We start from the raw sequence: 16,249 nt of genomic DNA, 5'->3' as shown, positions 1-16,249 counted from the left end.
CTTTGACAAGGGGCGGGACACGCGGGTAGAGTATCCGACTCGACCATGACTCTCACCGAACATCTTCTTGCGCGGGCGAGCGGAAAAAAAACCGTCTCCCCCGGCGATAATATTTGGGTAAACGTGGATGTCCTTTTGACCCACGACATCTGCGGCCCCGGGACCATTGGCGTCTTTCAGCGGGAATTCGGCAAATCGGCTCGAGTCTGGGATCCGCGCAAAATTGTGATTATTCCCGATCATTACATCTTCACCTCCGATTCCCAGTCGAACCGGAACGTCGATTTGCTCCGCGAATTCGCCCGCGAGCAGGGGCTGCCCTACTTCTACGACGTGATCGACGACGAAAGGGGCCGCTGGCAGTTCGACCCCTCCCTGGGGCCCCTGGCCCGTCAATACGGCAGCCGTTACGCGGGCATCTGCCATGCCGCCGCGCCCGAGCTGGGCCATGCCCGGCCCGGAGAGATCTTTCTGGGCACCGACAGCCACACCTGCACCGCCGGAGCCTTCAACCTATTCTCCACCGGTATCGGCAACACCGAAGCAGGATTTGTACTGGGCACGGGAAAGTTGCTCCTCAAGGTGCCGCCCACCCTGCACTTCCGCTTGGAAGGGGAGCTTCCCAAGGGAGTCATGGCAAAGGATGTGATCCTGGAGATCATCGGTCGCATTGGATTCGACGGGGCGACCTACTGCGCTATGCAGTTCGACGGCCCCGGCGTTGCCGGCCTCTCCATGGAGGACCGGATGACAATCGCGAACATGGCGATCGAAGCGGGCGGCAAAAACGGGGTCTTCCCCGCCGACCAAACAACCACCGACTTCGTGCGGGAAAGCTGCACGCGCAACGGAACCCGTGTGGACTTCGAGCCCGTGGAGCTTGATCCGAAGGCTCGCTTTCAAGCCGAGTACACCATCGATCTTTCCACGCTGCGGCCGACCGTGGCCCAGCCGCCCAACCCCGGCAACCGAGAGCTGGCGGAACGTCTTTCTTCGGTGCGGATCGATCGCGCCTACCTGGGTTCCTGCACCGGCGGAAAGCTTTCCGACTTCCTCGCCTTCGCGCAAATCCTCAACGGAAGGACCGTCGCCGTAGAAACCTTCGCCGTGCCCGCGACGCCGAAGGTTGTCGCGGAGCTTCACCGGAGGCGGATCGACGGAAAGAGCGTCTGGGAGATCTTACGTTCTGCGGGCGTGCAGCTCACGGAAAACCCCTCTTGCGCCGCCTGCCTGGGAGGCCCTATGGACACCTTCGGGCGGCTCGACCGGCCGTTGGTCTGCATTTCGGCGACCAACCGGAACTTTCCCGGGCGGATGGGCCACAAGGAATCGAAGGTCTATCTGGCTTCTCCATATACCGTCGCCGCCTCCGCGCTGACCGGACGCATCACCGATCCGCGGGAATATCTGTCTTCGTGAACGCATCCCCAGCTTGCTCGCCGCCGCGTCTCCCCTTCCTCAGTCCCCTGGTTTTCATCCTTGCCTTTGCGCTGAGCTTTCCCGGATGCGCATCGCTCTCGGGAGGCTACGACCTGGTCACCAAGAACGACACCCCTCTTTATTACCAGGGGCCGGGTCAGGAAGTGCCGGACACCTACCTCGAGAAGGGGACCCGGGTGAGGATCGTCCAATCGACAGGGGCGTATGCCCGTGTGGAGACAACGCGGGGAATCCGCGGGTTCGTGCGCATGTCCGACCTGCAACGGGGACCGGAGCAAGCCGGAATGGGGGCTTACGGCGGTTCCTCGATGGGCAGCGCCGGAATGTTTTGACCGCCCCCCGCCGATCCGAGAATCTACTTGCGATCGGCCCGCGGTTGCCGTTCTCTCGTCTTATTCCCGAGGACAGGTGCCAGAGCGGTTGATTGGGCACGCCTGGAGAGCGTGTGGTCGCCAAAAGCGGCCCGAGGGTTCGAATCCCTCCCTGTCCGCAGGTTCGTTCGCCGCTACGCCCTCGCTTGCACCGGTATTCTCGCCAAAGCGCTTGGAGCCGCTCGGCGATGTTCCAGGATAAGCGCCACCCGAGGATCCTGTCCGATCAGCAACGCTAAAACAGGCGCCGCCCGGCAGCCGATCCTGGGGACGCTTGGCGCCGGCTTCACGCCGGACTTGCGAAGCGTGCCTCATAAGGCATAATTTCCGCGGCAAGTTTAGTAAGTAGATAAAGAGCGAGGAGGTTCAATGAAGATTGGCCAAGTCGCCCCTTTATGCGAGAGCGTGCCCCCCAAGTGCTACGGGGGGACCGAACGAATCGTTTCCTACTTGACCGAAGAGCTTGTCCGGCAGGGCCACGAGGTGACGCTTTTCGCCAGCGGCGACTCGACGACGTCGGCAAAGCTTGTGCCCTGTTCCGATCGGGCGCTACGGCTCCACCCGACCATTCGGGACCCGATACCCTATTATGCCATGATGCTGGAGGAGGTTCGGCGGAGAGCCGGCCGCTTCGATATCCTCCACTTCCACATCGATTTCCTTCACGCCCCGTTGCTTCCCCATTTGCCCTGTCCATCGCTGACGACGCATCATGGCCGGCTTGACCAGCCGGAGATAAACGAGTTTTACCGGCTGTTCCGCGACATGCCGCTGGTCTCCATATCGAAAGATCAGCGCAGCTACCTACACCACGCCCACTGGGTCGGCACGGTCCATCATGGGCTGCCCCGCGACCTTTTGCCGTTTCAAGCGCAAGCCCATGGCGGCTATCTGGCTTTCCTCGGCCGCATCGCCCCGGAAAAGAGGCCCGACCTCGCTATCAAGATTGCGGCCAAGGCGGGTATGCCGCTCAAGATAGCAGCCAAAGTCGACCGGGTCGATCAAGCCTATTGGGAGGAGAAAATCCGGCCCATGGTCAAGACGCATCCTAACGTAGAGTTCATCGGCGAGGTCAATGAGCGGGAAAAAGCGCAGCTGCTGGGCGGCGCCGCCGCGCTGCTCTTTCCGATCGACTGGCCGGAGCCGTTCGGGCTGGTCATGATCGAAGCGATGGCCTGCGGCACACCCGTGATTGCGTTTCGCCGCGGTTCGGTTCCCGAAGTAGTCGAAGATGGCGTCTCCGGATTCATCGTGGAGGATGTCGGGCAGGCCGTCGCCGCCGTTCGCCGCCTTCCCGACCTGGACCGCCGCCGCGTTCGGGCGGCATTTGAGCGCCGCTTTACGGTGGAGCGGATGGCGAGGGATTACCTCGAGCTGTACCGCCAGCTTATCGCGTCGCGTTCGGCCGTTATGCTTATCGAGGCGGCAGTGGAGGGAAACCGAAAAACTCCCCTGGGTATCGGTAGGGGCGGCGTCCACGGAATGCCGGAAGGGGGAGCGGGCTTCCGTCGCCGCGGACCCGATTCGCAGGGGATATCGGATGGGGCTGGCGAGCCCCTCCTGGAAGACCCGGCTTACGACTCCTGAAGCGGTGAGCGCTATCGGCATGCGGAAACGTTCCGCTGCGGCGATCGGCGCCGCGGGCGTTTCCATTCCGCCGACCAGTCGCCGAATGGACGGAGAGGAGTTTTAGCCCACAACGGGATAACGGTATGCTTTCCGACTCGTCTGCCAAAAAGCTCTTGGAAGAAGTTTCCGCAGGCTTGGACGCCGCGGAAGAAGTTCCGTTTTACATTCCTGCGACCGGGCCTGTGGCGCGGCCTCGCCGGACGTTGAAATACGGCGACAGCTTCATCGTCCTCGACAGCCACGGCGACGTCGGCGTTTCGGCGGACGGGCCGGACGGGCTGTTTCACGAGGATACACGCCACCTTTCCCGCTTGGAGCTATCTCTCAATGACCTGCAACCGCTCTTGCTCGGCTCGAATCTACGCGATGACAACGCCATCCTAACCGTCGATCTCGCCAATCCCGACCTTTACCTGGACAGGCGTCTGGTCCTCCCGAAGGACACCATCCATATCATCCGCACGACATTTATATGGCGTGGCGTTGTCTATCAGAGAATCGGGTTGCGCAATTACGGCGAGCGAAAGGTCGGGGTTCGCCTTGCATTCGCATTCGACAGCGATTTCGCCGACATATTCGAGGTGCGCGGACTCCACCGGCAGAAGCGCGGGGTCGTTGTTCGCCACGCAATCGGGACCGACCGGGTGATTCTCACCTACCAGGGGCTGGACGGCAAGCGGCGCCATACGACGCTGACCTTCGAGCCCATCCCGTCTACCCTCGAGCTGACGAAGGCGTCCTTTTGTCTCGATCTGCCGCCCGGACACACCGACTCCGTCTTCCTGACGGTCGATTGCAACCCGCCCGGCGGCCATTCCCCCTTGCCGTTCTTCCGTGGTGTTCGGGCTGCGCGTCGCGAGCTCAGAGCCATAACCCGTGGCGGGACCACCGTGGAGACCTCCAACGACATCTTCAACGAGGTCTTGTGCCGTTCCATGGCCGACTTGCACATGTTGATGACCGACACGCCCGAAGGACGATACCCTTATGCGGGAATACCCTGGTATTCGACCACGTTCGGTCGCGACGGCCTCATCACCGCGCTGCAAATGCTCTGGGTCGACCCGGACATCGCGCGCGGCGTGCTCAAACGCCTTGCCGCTTATCAGGCCAAGGAGGTCGACCCGGCGGCCGATGCACAACCCGGCAAGATTCTTCATGAAATGCGCAGCGGCGAAATGGCCGCCCTCCACGAGATCCCGTTCGGGCTGTACTATGGCAGCGTCGATTCCACTCCGCTCTTCGTCCTCCTCGCCGGCCTCTATTTCGAGCGTACGGGCGATAGCGAAACGATGGCGGCACTCTGGCCGTCCATCGTGTCCGCGCTGCATTGGATCGACCACTTCGGCGATTGCGATCAAGACGGCTTCGTCGAGTATGAGCGCGGCGGGCGGCAAGGACTGCAGAACCAGGGTTGGAAGGATTCGCGCGACGCCGTCTTTCATGCCGACGGGAGCTTGGCTCAAGGGCCGATCGCTCTCTGCGAAGTTCAAGGCTATGTCTTCGCCGCCAAGCGCGTGATCGCGCGCTACGCGCGTCGAATGGGTTGGGAGAGCTACGCGGCCAAGCTGGAGGCGGAAGCGCAGGACTTGGCCGCGCGATTCGAGACCGCTTACTGGTGTCCCGAGCTGAAAACTTACGCGCTCGCCCTTGACGGAGAAAAGAAACCGTGTCAGGTCTGCACGTCTAACGCCGGGCAGGTCTTGTTCAGCGGAATCGCCTCGGCCGAGCGCGCGGCACAAGTGGCGAGCGGGCTTTTGGAGCACCGGTTCTTCTCGGGATGGGGGATTCGCACCGTGGCGTCAGGACAGCTGCGGTACAATCCGATGTCCTATCACAACGGTTCGGTTTGGCCGCATGACAATAGCCTTATCGCTCTCGGCCTGGCCCGCTACGATCGGAAAGATGCGGTGGAACGGGTATTCACCGCCCTGTTCGAAGCGGCAAGCTACATGGAATTCCGACGCCTTCCCGAGCTTTTTTGCGGCTTTCAGCGCGTCCGCGGTCAAGGACCCACCCTCTATCCGGTTGCTTGTTCACCGCAGGCTTGGGCGAGCGCAACTCCTTTCGCGCTCCTTTCCGCGTCTCTCGGGTTGGAGTTCGACACGCAGGCGGGGGAGATCCGAATGAGAAATCCGCATCTGCCCGCTTTTCTGGACGAAGTCGTCCTCCGGAGATTGCGGCTGCTGGACGCAAGCCTCGATGTTAAGATCCGCCGTCATCGGGGCGATGCCTCGATCGAAATTCTCAAAAGCAGCGGTGCCGTCCAACTTGTCTTAGTGCATACAAGATGAGCCGATAGGGCGGGGCGGGCCGAAAGCGACAAGAACCGAAACTCCCCCTGGCGTTTGCAACCAAGACGGAGTAGATTTTTTTTTGACGCATGGAAAATCCAGGCCCGCGTGGAGACGGCATGGTTCGGCACTATTGGCGGCGGCGGATCACCGCCGACCTGATCGACGCCTTCGGCGCCTACTTCGCCGCCCTCCTCTTCTTTCAGCTGGAAGGATTCGCGGCGGCCTTTTATCTCTCGCAGCATCATGCTGCGATTCCGGCATTCCGATCGGTCGGTCTGCCTGCGGCCTTCATTCTCGGGCCGTGGACCTATTTCGCCCTTTTGGAGCGAAGCTCGCACGGCGGCGCCCAGGGAAAAATTTGGCTCAACCTCCGCGTCTACACCACCGCGGGTGAACCGATAACCCTGGTGCGTGCCACCCTCCGCCATTGCTGCCGGATCGCCGGGGCGATAGCGGCACTCTGGCCGCTGGCTCTTTCGGGAACCAAGGTTCCCTCGCCCTTGCATTGGGCACTCCTGGCGCTGAGCATCCCGTCAGCCGTTTGGCTCTACTACCGGTTCGTCGATCGCGTGTCCGGAACCCAGGTCATTCCCCGCGAATACGCACCCCCGCCGGTGTCGGGTTGAGGCCCAACGATCCGCTCTATCCCGGCTTCACGATCGCGAGCACCGCAATCGCGAGCACCGAGAGGGCGATCAGGCCGGGAAGGAAGCGGGCGAATCCGGGAATTCGCGTTCCGGGACTGGACGAAGCGCGCCGGAGCATCCCGGCCTGCATCCCGTGGAGGCCTGAGAGGACGATCACGAACACAAGCTTCGCGGAAAGCCACCCTGTCCGGAAGCTCCCGCCCCACACCCCGAGCACGATTCCGAGTCCCCAGGTCAAGAGGAGCGCCGGAACCGTCAACCATCGATCCCAGGCGCGCAGTGATCCGATCAGCGCCCGGGAGGAGGAATCCAGACCCGTCCGGGTCGCGGTTGCGAGGAGGATCGACTGCGTGAAAAGCCCTCCGATCCAGACCAGGACCGCCGCGACGTGCAAGGCCTTGATCCAGAGGTAGAGGTAGGTCAAGAACTTCCCTCCCCCCGTTCGCTCAGGCTCGCCACCATCTCTTTCTGCTTGAGGAGAGATGTGTTGAGGAAGACCCCGAACGGGATAAAGGCCCCTACGAAAACGCGCAACACCTCAGCGCGGGACCATCCGCCGGCAGAAACGGCCGCGACAAGGCTCCAGACGAAAAAGAGGAAAAAGAGGCCGTGAACCGACCCGATGATCCGTACAGCCATCGGGTGGCCGAAAAGGTGCTTGGCCGGGACGGCCACAAAGACGAGCAGAAGCAAGGAGAAGCCTTCCAGCAGCGAGGCGAGGCGCAGCCTCCGGATCAGCGTGCGATCGGGCATGGCAAGTGTTTATCCCTTCGGTCTCTCTTTCGCCGAGCCTCGGCGGGCCCCGCGGCGGCTTAACGTCGATCCTCCCTCGCCGCCGGCCGAATCCCTCCTTGGACCCGCACGAGGCGGTTCACCCCTCTTCTTCGAACTCCCCGGGCTTGGCGATCTCCCGCTCCTCCTCCGTCTTCTCCCTGATACCGGTGGGCGGCAGCGAAAGCCGGCTCGCCCCGATAACCGGAATCAGGGTACTCAAGAGAATCGCGATCGTCACCTGCGAATACATCTTCCTTCCCAAGATGCCGTTGGCCACGCCGTAGTGAGCGGCGATGAGCCCGAAGGTAAGGCCACCACTCGTCAGCAAAGAGCCGAAAAGCGCCTCTTGCCGGGAGAACCGGTACAGGCGGAGCGACGGCCATACGGCGGCTACCTTGCCCAGAAGCTTGGCTCCGATTAAGAGGAAAATGGGCAGCGAGCCGTACAAAAGCGTATGGAGCGACACGTGAAAGCCCGCTTTCATGAAGAAAAACGGCGTAAGGAGGCCGTAGGCGAGCGACCGCATCCGATGGACCAGCTCCCGATCGGTGGCGAAGGGCTTCGCGACGAGGACGCCGGCGAGATAGGCCGGCAGCACGGGCTCGGTCTGGGCTACCGACGCGAGGGCACCCAGAAGAGCGAGAACGAAAAAAAGAAACTTGATTTCCGGTTCGCTGACCGGACTTTGCCGCAACCAGCGGAGCAGCGGTCGGAGCGAAAGCGGAAGAGCCAGAAGCAGGAGAAGAGCGCAGAGGAGCAGGAGGAAGGAGCGCGGCGCCCAGTGGGAGAAGAAAAGACCCAAGAACAAGACCGAGGCGAAATCGGTTACGAAGCAGCTTGTCAAGAGCAGCTGGCCGAAGCGGGTCGACTGCATCCCCTTTTCGACCACGGCCGTGTAGACGATTGCGACCGATGTGGTCGCCAGGGCGATGCCGGCGATGACCGATTGGGCGGGGGTCCAGCCGAGAGTGGAATGCGCCAGCAGGAAGATGAGCCCGAAGGGCAGGAGAAAGGAAAGGAAGCCGATGGTGAGGCTGGAGCCGAGGTGGTGGCGGAACGATCGGGGATCGATCTCCGTTCCCGCCAGAAAGGCGAGGGTCACGCTCCCCATCCGGCCCAAAAAGACCATCCACTCCGTCGGCTGGTCCATTCCGAGGAGATGGCTCATCGCGATGCCGACCAGCACCTCCATCAGGGCGACCGAAACTCGGAGCTGGAGGGCTATGACGGCGGCGAGAAAAGCCGCTCCCATCCAAACGGAAAGGAAGACCCATGGGTTTTCAAGTGGCATGACGCGCGTCCTCCGCCGGCCCGGCACGGTCCATTCGATTGCCTGCGAAACGAGGGGAGAATATCGCCGGGCCGGTCGGCCGATACCGTGCATGCTACGTTAATGTTGTATAAAGGCAAAGGGCAAAAGCGGCGCCTCCCCCTCCGCAGGAGGCAAGCCGGCTGCCGGTGCCGCGAAAGCCGCCGATTCTTTTGGCCTTTCCCCGAGCCGGGGGATCCGATAGAAGAGTTCGACTCCTCGCGGCGATGCAGACGCTCCGGCATGGTCGGCCCGCTCTTGGTCCTATCCTAATATTCCTCTTGGTTCCGGCGCTCTTCCCGGCCGGCCCTTCGGCCCGTGCCGGAACGACGCAGGCGGGCTCGTGGACCGCCGGCGTCCACCACCGGGTGCCTGCGTCCGCCGCTTCTTCGCGGATCGTCAAAGTTTCCCTTGAGAGGCGGGTTGTCTACGTGCTGGAAGGCGGTCAGCCCCTGCTGGTCGCCCCGATCTGCTCCGGAATGCCGGGCCATGCCACGCCGACCGGCGACTTTCATGTGCGAGGCAAGGCTAAGCGGCGCCGCTCGGGGCGGTATGGATTTTGGGTCAAGGATGGCCGGGCGGTCGAAGGCACCCGGGTCGGCGGCCCTCCGGATCGAAAGCCCGGCTGGCGCTACGTCGGCTACCCGATGCCCTTCTGGATAGGGTTCCTACCCGGGTACGGCTTCCACGAAGGGTTTCTCTGGTCGGTTCCTCGGACGCATGGTTGCCTCCATTTGACCGGAAGGGATGCGGAGCGCCTCTACGAGCTGATCGGCCCGGGGACGCCCGTTTCGATCGCCAAAACCCAGCCCGAAGATCAGACGCTTGGGAAGAACGTGCGCCACCCCGAGGATGAAAAAGCGCCCGACCCGCCCGCCTCTTTCTTCCTTTCGGACGAGAGCTTCACCACACCGTGGGAGGACATCCTCCGGCCGGGGAGAGAGCCGGCCCGGGGCCTCGGCGCGAAAGCGCCGGCCGCTACGACTCGTAAGGAGCAAGAACCGGATAGGAGCCGAGGGAACGGCACCGGAGCGCCCGCCCCTCGGCCGTCTTGAGAGCCCGCTCCATCGGAGGCTCCGCATCGCTCCCCTCAAGGCTGGCGAAGAAGACGTAGGTGTTGGGTTGTCCGGGGACGGGCCGGGAAACGATCCGCTTGAGGTTGATCGCTTCGGCACGAAACGGCTCCAAGAACGAACAGAGGCTCCCGGGCTTCTGCGGCAAGGAAAACACGAGGCTGGTCTCCTGTCCTCCGGAGGTAAGCTTCTGCCGGCCCAGGAGAACGAACTGCGTCAAGTTGAGGATCTCCTCCTCCACCGGGTAGTGGAGCACGGAAAGCCCGGTCGCGGCCGCCGCCTCTCGAGTCGCCAGCGCTACGGCTCCGGGAGTCTTCGCCGCCAGTCGGGCGGCCTCGGCGGTGCTTCCGGCGACCCGCAGCTCGGCTCGGGGGAACCGGGTCTCGATCCAGCGCCGGCAGTGGCCAAGCGGCGCCCAGTGCGAAAAGACGATCCGCGGAGGGGTGCCGGGATGCCCGACGAGGGCCAAACGGACACGGAGAGAGAGTTCCTCCTGGATGAAGAGCGGGCTGTCCTCCTCTAGGAGGAGATCGACGGTTTCCAGGATCATCCCGCCGGAGGAGTTCTCAATCGGGACCAGGCCCAGATGCTCTTCCTGGTCCTGCGCGAAGGCGATCACCTCGGCGATCGACGCGCAGGGAAAAAGCCGTCCTTGTGGGAACCTCTTGCGTGCGACCAGATGGGAAAAAGTATGCTCCGGACCGAGATAGGCGATGATGGACAAGAAAAGGATCTCCTTTCGCGCGATTCGATGCGATGCTGTATCCTTCGAGAGAATGTCCGGCGGAGCAAGATTCTTTGTCTTTCCGCCTCCATCTTCCGGCGAAGCCGGAGATGGCGTTTGACAGAGCGGAGACCTTCGGGTACCCCTTGGCTCCGTGCCTCTCGCCCCCGACCGGCTGGACCTGCTGCTGGCGCGCTTCGGCCGCTTGCGCGCCCTGGTGATCGGAGATCTCATGCTCGATGAGTTTCTCTGGGGACGGGTCCGCCGGCTCTCTCCGGAGGCGCCCGTCCCCGTGGTCGAGGTGCAGCGCTGCTCCCGCTTTCCCGGCGGTGCTGCCAACGTCGCTCGCAATCTTTTGGAATTCACCCCGCACGTCACGCTATGCGGAATGGTCGGCGACGATCCCGCCGGGGTGGAGCTCGTCGGATCCTTGAAGCAGATCGGATGCGATGTCAGCGGCATCTGGTCCATTCCCGGGCGGCCGACGACCGTCAAGACCCGGGTCTTCGGGAGGCAGCAGCAGATCGTCCGCGTTGACCGGGAGACGAGAGATGCCTTGCCCTTTCCGGCACGAGGGGAACTTCTCGATTTCCTTCGGCGGAGGATCCCTTCCTTCGATCTGATCCTGGTCGAAGACTACGCGAAGGGGCTACTTGACCAGGAGATCGTCGACCTCATCCTCGAAGAGGGAACCCGGGCCGGCAAGCTCACGGCGGCCGATCCACACACCCACAACCGCCTGTGCTGGAAGGGGGTGAGCGTGCTCAAGCCGAACCGCTCCGAAGCGCTCGCTCTAAGCGGCATGGAAGACCCGGAGGAGAGCCTTGCCGCGGTCGAGAACGCGGCCCGTCAACTGCAGGAACGGTGGGGCTGTCTCCACCTGCTCGTGACTCTCGGAGAAGAAGGCATGCTGCTGCTTGACGAGCAGAGCCGTCCTCGGCGCATCCCGACGGCGGCACGCGAGGTCTTCGATGTTTCAGGGGCCGGAGACACCTCCCTCTGTCTCTTCAGCCTTGCGCTCGCGGCCGGCTCGGAGGCGATGGAGGCCGCCGAGCTGGCCAATCTCGGGGCGGGTATCGTCGTCGGAAAGCTGGGGACCGCAACGGTCTCCCCCGCTGAGCTCCGCGCGAACCTCACGCCGGTGCCATGAAGAGGCGGGCTGTCTTCTTTGATCGGGACGATACCCTGATCAAAAATTTCCCCTACTTAGGAGATCCGGAGAAGATCGTCCTTGCCGAGGGAGCTAAGGAAAGCCTCGCCCGTCTCCGGGACGCCGGCTTCCTGCTCTTCCTGGTCAGCAATCAATCCGGTGTAGGCCGCGGCTGGCTGCGCCCGCAAGACGTTGAGGCGGTCAACCGGTCCCTTCAGAAGCGGCTAGAAATCTCGTTTGCAAAGATCTATCTTTCCTTTGCCGCTCCCGACAACGACCCGCTAGGCGATCGGAAACCCTCTCCGCTCCTCCTCTGGCGCGCTGCGGCTGAATTCGACATCGCGCTCCGCCGATCCTATTTCGTCGGCGATCGGATCGCCGACGTCCTCTGTGGACGGAATGCCGGCTGCCGCACCGTCCTCCTTGCCGACGACCGGCCGGATCCAGAGACCGAGCGGGCGGCGGAGTGGGCGCGGAACCTTGCGGACCGGGTGGTTCCTTCCTTGCCGGCAGCGGCGGATTGGATTTTGGCCTCGACGGATCCCGCCTGAGGCGGCTTCCTACGGGATCCTCATGGGAAAAGAGACGGTCCTAGTCATTCCGGCACGCTGGGCTTCGAGCCGTTTTCCGGGCAAGCCGCTGGCTGTGATCGCCGGCAAGCCGCTCCTCCGCTGGGTCTGGGAGGCGGCAATCCGCTGCCGGCGGGTGCGCGAGGTCATTGTGGCGACCGACGATCGCCGGATCTTCGAGACGGCTCGGGCCTTCGGCGCCCGCGTCGAGATGACCCGCTCCGACCACAGGTCCGGGACGGACCGGATGGCGGAGCTGGCCGAGCGGATCCCCGCGGATTTCTACTTGAACCTTCAGGGAGATGAGCCGGCCGTCGATCCGGAGGAAATCGACCGGTTGATCCTGGAAGCCGGCTCGGCTCCGATCGTCACCTTCCGCCGCAGGCTGGCGCCGGGGGAAGCGGACAATCCGAACGTGACAAAAGTGGTTTGCGACCGGCGCGGCTACGCGCTTTACTTTTCACGGGCGGCCGTTCCTCATGTCCGCAACGGGGCAGCCGCACCTCCTCGGTGGGCGCACGTGGGAATTTACGCATTCCAAGCGGATGCGCTTCGCTCTTTCGTCGGCTTCCCGCCGGGCGAATTGGAGCAGGCGGAAGGCCTTGAGCAGTTGCGCGCCCTGGAAAACGGCGTGCCGGTGATCGTCCTGCCTACCGCCATGAGATCCTTCGGCGTCGACGTTCCGGAAGACATCGAGCGAGCCCGCGCCTATTTGGAAGAAAAGGTGAATCAAAGATGAAGTACGTGTTCATAACGGGCGGAGTGGTCAGCTCCCTTGGGAAAGGACTGACCGCCGCTGCCTTGGGTACGCTCCTGGAAAGCCGGGGCCTCAAGATTTCCCTGCAAAAGCTCGATCCTTACATCAACGTCGACCCGGGCACCATGAACCCCTACCAGCATGGAGAGGTCTACGTGCTCGAGGACGGCTCCGAAACCGATCTGGATCTCGGCCACTACGAGCGATTCACGTCGGTCAAGCTCACCCGGAAGAACAACGCGACCACCGGCCAGATCTACGAATCGGTCATCCACAAGGAAAGGCGCGGCGATTATCTCGGAAAGACCGTCCAGGTCATTCCCCATATCACCGACGAAATCAAGGAACGGATCCGCGCGGCGGCCTCCGCCGGCGACTACGATCTGCTCATCACCGAAATCGGGGGAACCACCGGGGACATCGAAGGATTGCCCTTCCTGGAGGCGGTCCGGCAGCTTGCGCTGGAAGTCGGACCGGGCAATGCCCTCTTCCTCCATGTCACGCTGGTCCCCTACCTTCGCGCCGCCGGAGAGCTCAAGAGCAAGCCGACCCAGCAGAGTGTCGCCAAGCTTCGGGAGATCGGCATCCAACCCAACATTCTGGTCTGCCGCACCGAGCGTCCGCTCACACCCGAGGTGCGGGCCAAGCTCGCCCTCTATTGCAGCGTTCCGCTGGAGGCAGTCGTCGAGGAAATCGACCTGGAGCATTCGATCTACGAGCTACCGCTCCTCCTCCAAAAGGAGCGGCTTGACGAGCTGGTCGTCCGTTCCCTCCGCTTGGCGCTGCCCCCCGCGGACCTGCGGGAGTGGGAAAAGTTTCTCCAGCAGATCCTCGCGCCGAAGTACCGAGTGCGGATCGCCATGGTCGGCAAATACATCGAGCATCACGACGCATACAAGAGCGTAAACGAGGCCCTGGCGCATGCGGGCGCGGCACTCCAAACCGGAATCGATCTGATCCCGGTCGATGCGGAGGAGGTGGAGAAGCGAGGTCCGGAGGACCTGCTCGGGAAGGCGCAGGGCATCATCGTGCCGGGAGGCTTCGGCCACCGGGGCGTTCAGGGAAAGATCGAGGCGGCTCGCTTCGCCCGGGAGCGAAAGATCCCCTACCTCGGCCTCTGCTTGGGCATGCAGATCGCCGCCGTCGAGTTCGCCCGGAACGTCCTCGGCTTGCCGGAGGCGCACAGCACCGAGTTCTGTCCGGCGACGCCCGACCCAGTGATCTGCCTTCTCGAGGAACAGCATCAGACGGTGCAAAAAGGAGCCTCGATGCGGCTGGGCGCTTCCCTCTGCCGGCTGGTTCCCGGGACCAAGTGTCAGGCCGCCTATCAGGCGATGACGACACGGGAGCGCCACCGCCACCGCTACGAGTTCAACAACGCCTACCGCGAAGCGTTCGCGCGCTCGGGCTTCGCGGTGGCGGGAACCACCGAGGACAGCAAGCTGGTCGAGCTGCTGGAGCTGACCGACCACCCCTGGTTCGTGGGTTGCCAGTTCCACCCGGAATTTCATTCCCGGCCCAACTCCCCCCATCCCCTTTTCTCTGGCTTTTTGCGGGAAGCGCTCCGCACCCCGGCCGGATAGTCCCATGTTCCCGAAGAGTCGATCTTTTTTCCTCATCGCCGGACCCTGCGTGTTAGAATCCGAGCCTCTGGCGCTTCAGATCGCCGCAAGCCTGCGGGAAACCACCGCACGGCTCGGGATCCCTTTCTGCTTCAAAGCTTCCTTCGACAAGGCCAACCGATCGTCCCTGGGTTCCTACCGGGGCCCGGGATTGGCCGCCGGCCTCGAAACCTTGGGGCGCATCCGCGAAAAGCTGGGCATCCCGGTGACCACCGACATCCACGAGAGCGCCCAGGCCGCGCCCGTCGCGGCGGTGGTCGACCTGCTGCAGATCCCTGCGTTTCTTTCCCGGCAGACCGACCTTCTCTTGGCCGCCGCCGAGACGGGGAAGCCTGTCAACGTGAAGAAGGGGCAGTTTCTTGCCGCCTCGGACGTCGACCGGATTGCCGAAAAGCTCCGCTCGGCGGGCTGCTCCCACTTCTTTTTTACCGAGAGGGGGACTTCGTTCGGCTATCATGACCTCGTCGTCGATATGCGAAATCTAGTGCGGATGCGAAAGAGCGGTCACCGCGTCATCTTCGATGCCACCCACTCGGTCCAGAAGCCGAGCGCTCTCGGCTCCGCTTCCGGAGGAGACCGGGATCTGGCCTATCCCTTGGCGCGGGCGGCCGTCGCCGTGGGAATCGACGGACTCTTCCTGGAGACCCATCCCGCACCCGAAGAATCCCCTTCCGACGGAGCGACCATGATTCCCCTGGCGCAAGTCCCCTCTGTCCTCGAGAAGCTCTTGAAAATCCATGAAGCGGCCGAACCCGGCGAGCCTGCCTAAAAACGGGGATCCCCAGCCTGTCCGTCGAGGGACCCGCCCGCCGCGGGAGGTCTCCCTCTCCCCGGCTTTCCTGCTCCTAGCGCTCTGCTGGGCGGTGATCCTCGCTTTCTCGGAGCGGTCGGCCGCCGACTCGGCTTCGATCCCGCTTGGATCGGTCGTCAAGGAGTTCCGCCTCCCGCAACGGAACTCCCAAGGCCAGCTCGACGGCATCATCACCGGCCGCGAAGCCCGGGCGATTAGCGTCAACCGGACCGAAATCCTGGATATGAAGATCGACCTCTACGACCAAGGCAAGGTGAGCACCACGATTCTTTCGCCGCGGTGCGACCTCTGGAAGCTGGAGGGCCGGCTGAGCACGCAATCGGGAGCGGTGATCGAGCGGCCCGATCTGCGGCTGACGAGCCAGATCATGGACTGGGAGGTCGGCGGGCACCGCGGCGTCTTCCGCCAAAACGTCCGCGTCGTCCTCTATCATCTCCCCCTGGCCAAGCCCGCCAGGCAGGAGAGCGCCGGCAACGGAGCTCCCGCTTTGCGGTCCGGCGGACCGCCTCTCTTAAAGCCGTTGGAATCGACGCCATGAAATCCCTCCTTCCTCTCGCAGCCTGCCTGCTGGTTCTCATCGCCGGCGGGCCCTCCGAGCTTCATGCTCAGTTTCCGGAGGCGAAGCCGCCGGAGTTGCAGGCGCATCCGGACGCTACGGTCGTCACCTCCAACACCTTCCGGCTGGACATGAATATCCATCAGGGCTTTTTTAACGGGAACGTCATCATGATCACCAACAACATGCGCCTGCGATCCAACGAGATGACCGTCTTCTTCGATGAGAGCGGCAGCCAGGTGAAGCGGCTGATCGCCCGCGGCGATGCCCTTCTCGAGCAGCCGAAGAGGACAGGCAAGTCCCAACAGATGGAATACATCGTCGCGGAGAACAAGCTCATCATGACGGGAAATCCGGAGGTGATCGATGATCAGAACCATGTGACCGGAACGGTCATCACCCTGTTTCGGGACACCGACCAGATGCAGGTCGACGGCCATAGCAAGGTCGTCCTCTACCAAGGGGCGAATCCGGCGCAGCCGCCGCAGCCCGCCCCCAATCGATAAGGAAAGGCCCGCGC

Annotated in this window: 17 protein-coding genes and 1 tRNA gene; 14 read left to right on the top strand and 4 right to left on the bottom strand. The window is 63.2% G+C overall.

Annotated features, from left to right (window positions below):
• The first annotated feature begins 45 nt into the window (after positions 1-45).
• The 6 genes from MTHMO_RS04910 to MTHMO_RS04885 all read left to right on the top strand — a co-directional run bounded on the left by MTHMO_RS04910 (position 46) and on the right by MTHMO_RS04885 (position 6,363).
• The gene (locus MTHMO_RS04910; RefSeq protein WP_202213786.1) at positions 46-1,419 is read left to right on the top strand and encodes an aconitase family protein; all 1,374 of its coding nucleotides are present in this window, start codon (positions 46-48) and stop codon (positions 1,417-1,419) included.
• Positions 1,416-1,772, top strand: a complete 357-nt coding sequence (locus tag MTHMO_RS04905) for an SH3 domain-containing protein (protein ID WP_202213785.1) — start codon at positions 1,416-1,418, stop codon at positions 1,770-1,772. Before MTHMO_RS04910 ends, MTHMO_RS04905 begins: the two co-directional genes overlap by 4 nt.
• Positions 1,773-1,842: 70 nt before the next feature.
• Positions 1,843-1,930: transfer RNA gene (locus tag MTHMO_RS04900), tRNA-Ser, on the top strand.
• 250 nt (positions 1,931-2,180) lie between these two features.
• On the top strand, positions 2,181-3,398 hold the full coding sequence (locus MTHMO_RS04895) for a glycosyltransferase family 4 protein (protein ID WP_202213784.1): 1,218 nt from the start codon (positions 2,181-2,183) through the stop codon (positions 3,396-3,398).
• Positions 3,399-3,523: 125 nt separating this feature from the next.
• On the top strand, positions 3,524-5,734 hold the full coding sequence (locus tag MTHMO_RS04890) for an amylo-alpha-1,6-glucosidase (RefSeq protein ID WP_202213783.1): 2,211 nt from the start codon (positions 3,524-3,526) through the stop codon (positions 5,732-5,734).
• Positions 5,735-5,853: 119 nt separating this feature from the next.
• A complete protein-coding gene (locus MTHMO_RS04885) occupies positions 5,854-6,363 on the top strand; it encodes an RDD family protein (protein ID WP_202213782.1) in 510 nt (169 codons plus the stop codon).
• A 16-nt stretch (positions 6,364-6,379) separates the two neighbouring features.
• Here the strand turns inward: MTHMO_RS04885 and MTHMO_RS04880 are convergent, their stop codons facing one another.
• From MTHMO_RS04880 to MTHMO_RS04870, 3 genes are all read right to left on the bottom strand, one after another.
• A complete protein-coding gene (locus MTHMO_RS04880) occupies positions 6,380-6,808 on the bottom strand; it encodes a CopD family protein (protein WP_202213781.1) in 429 nt (142 codons plus the stop codon).
• Positions 6,805-7,137 (bottom strand): DUF3817 domain-containing protein, encoded by a 333-nt coding sequence (locus MTHMO_RS04875; RefSeq protein ID WP_202213780.1) that lies wholly within the window; start codon positions 7,135-7,137, stop codon positions 6,805-6,807. The genes MTHMO_RS04880 and MTHMO_RS04875 overlap by 4 nt, the downstream gene beginning before the upstream one ends.
• Positions 7,138-7,255: 118 nt before the next feature.
• Positions 7,256-8,449 carry a cation:proton antiporter gene (locus tag MTHMO_RS04870; RefSeq protein ID WP_202213779.1) on the bottom strand — a complete coding sequence of 398 codons (1,194 nt, stop codon included), beginning with the start codon at positions 8,447-8,449 and terminating at the stop codon, positions 7,256-7,258.
• A 245-nt stretch (positions 8,450-8,694) separates the two neighbouring features.
• Between MTHMO_RS04870 and MTHMO_RS04865 the strand changes: the two genes are divergently transcribed.
• A complete protein-coding gene (locus MTHMO_RS04865; RefSeq protein ID WP_202213778.1) occupies positions 8,695-9,522 on the top strand; it encodes a L,D-transpeptidase in 828 nt (275 codons plus the stop codon).
• On the opposite strand, the gene MTHMO_RS04860 is transcribed toward MTHMO_RS04865, so the two are convergent.
• Positions 9,446-10,264 (bottom strand): prephenate dehydratase domain-containing protein, encoded by an 819-nt coding sequence (locus MTHMO_RS04860; RefSeq protein WP_237394774.1) that lies wholly within the window; start codon positions 10,262-10,264, stop codon positions 9,446-9,448. The genes MTHMO_RS04865 and MTHMO_RS04860 overlap by 77 nt on opposite strands.
• Before the next feature lie 154 nt (positions 10,265-10,418).
• On the opposite strand from MTHMO_RS04860, the gene MTHMO_RS04855 reads away from it, so the two are divergent.
• Genes MTHMO_RS04855 through MTHMO_RS04825 form a run of 7 tightly spaced genes read left to right on the top strand, consistent with a single transcriptional unit; the run spans position 10,419 to position 16,235 of the window.
• Complete coding sequence (locus tag MTHMO_RS04855; protein WP_202213777.1) at positions 10,419-11,414, top strand: bifunctional heptose 7-phosphate kinase/heptose 1-phosphate adenyltransferase; 996 nt, start codon at positions 10,419-10,421, stop codon at positions 11,412-11,414.
• Entirely contained in the window at positions 11,411-11,965 is a 555-nt protein-coding gene (locus tag MTHMO_RS04850) for an HAD-IIIA family hydrolase (RefSeq protein ID WP_202213776.1), read from the top strand. The genes MTHMO_RS04855 and MTHMO_RS04850 overlap by 4 nt, the downstream gene beginning before the upstream one ends.
• A gap of 22 nt (positions 11,966-11,987) precedes the next feature.
• Positions 11,988-12,722, top strand: a complete 735-nt coding sequence (kdsB, locus tag MTHMO_RS04845; protein WP_202213775.1) for a 3-deoxy-manno-octulosonate cytidylyltransferase — start codon at positions 11,988-11,990, stop codon at positions 12,720-12,722.
• Entirely contained in the window at positions 12,719-14,323 is a 1,605-nt protein-coding gene (locus MTHMO_RS04840) for a CTP synthase (RefSeq protein ID WP_202213774.1), read from the top strand. Before kdsB ends, MTHMO_RS04840 begins: the two co-directional genes overlap by 4 nt.
• Before the next feature lie 4 nt (positions 14,324-14,327).
• The gene (kdsA, locus tag MTHMO_RS04835) at positions 14,328-15,131 is read left to right on the top strand and encodes a 3-deoxy-8-phosphooctulonate synthase (protein ID WP_202213773.1); all 804 of its coding nucleotides are present in this window, start codon (positions 14,328-14,330) and stop codon (positions 15,129-15,131) included.
• Positions 15,100-15,711 (top strand): hypothetical protein, encoded by a 612-nt coding sequence (locus tag MTHMO_RS04830; protein ID WP_202213772.1) that lies wholly within the window; start codon positions 15,100-15,102, stop codon positions 15,709-15,711. Before kdsA ends, MTHMO_RS04830 begins: the two co-directional genes overlap by 32 nt.
• Complete coding sequence (locus MTHMO_RS04825; RefSeq protein ID WP_202213771.1) at positions 15,708-16,235, top strand: LptA/OstA family protein; 528 nt, start codon at positions 15,708-15,710, stop codon at positions 16,233-16,235. Before MTHMO_RS04830 ends, MTHMO_RS04825 begins: the two co-directional genes overlap by 4 nt.
• The last annotated feature ends 14 nt before the right edge of the window (positions 16,236-16,249 follow it).

This window comes from Methylacidimicrobium sp. AP8, assembly GCF_903064525.1.
GTDB lineage: Bacteria > Verrucomicrobiota > Verrucomicrobiia > Methylacidiphilales > Methylacidiphilaceae > Methylacidimicrobium.
Note: the sequence above shows the minus strand (reverse complement) of the source record. Positions and strands in the feature narration are given on the sequence as shown.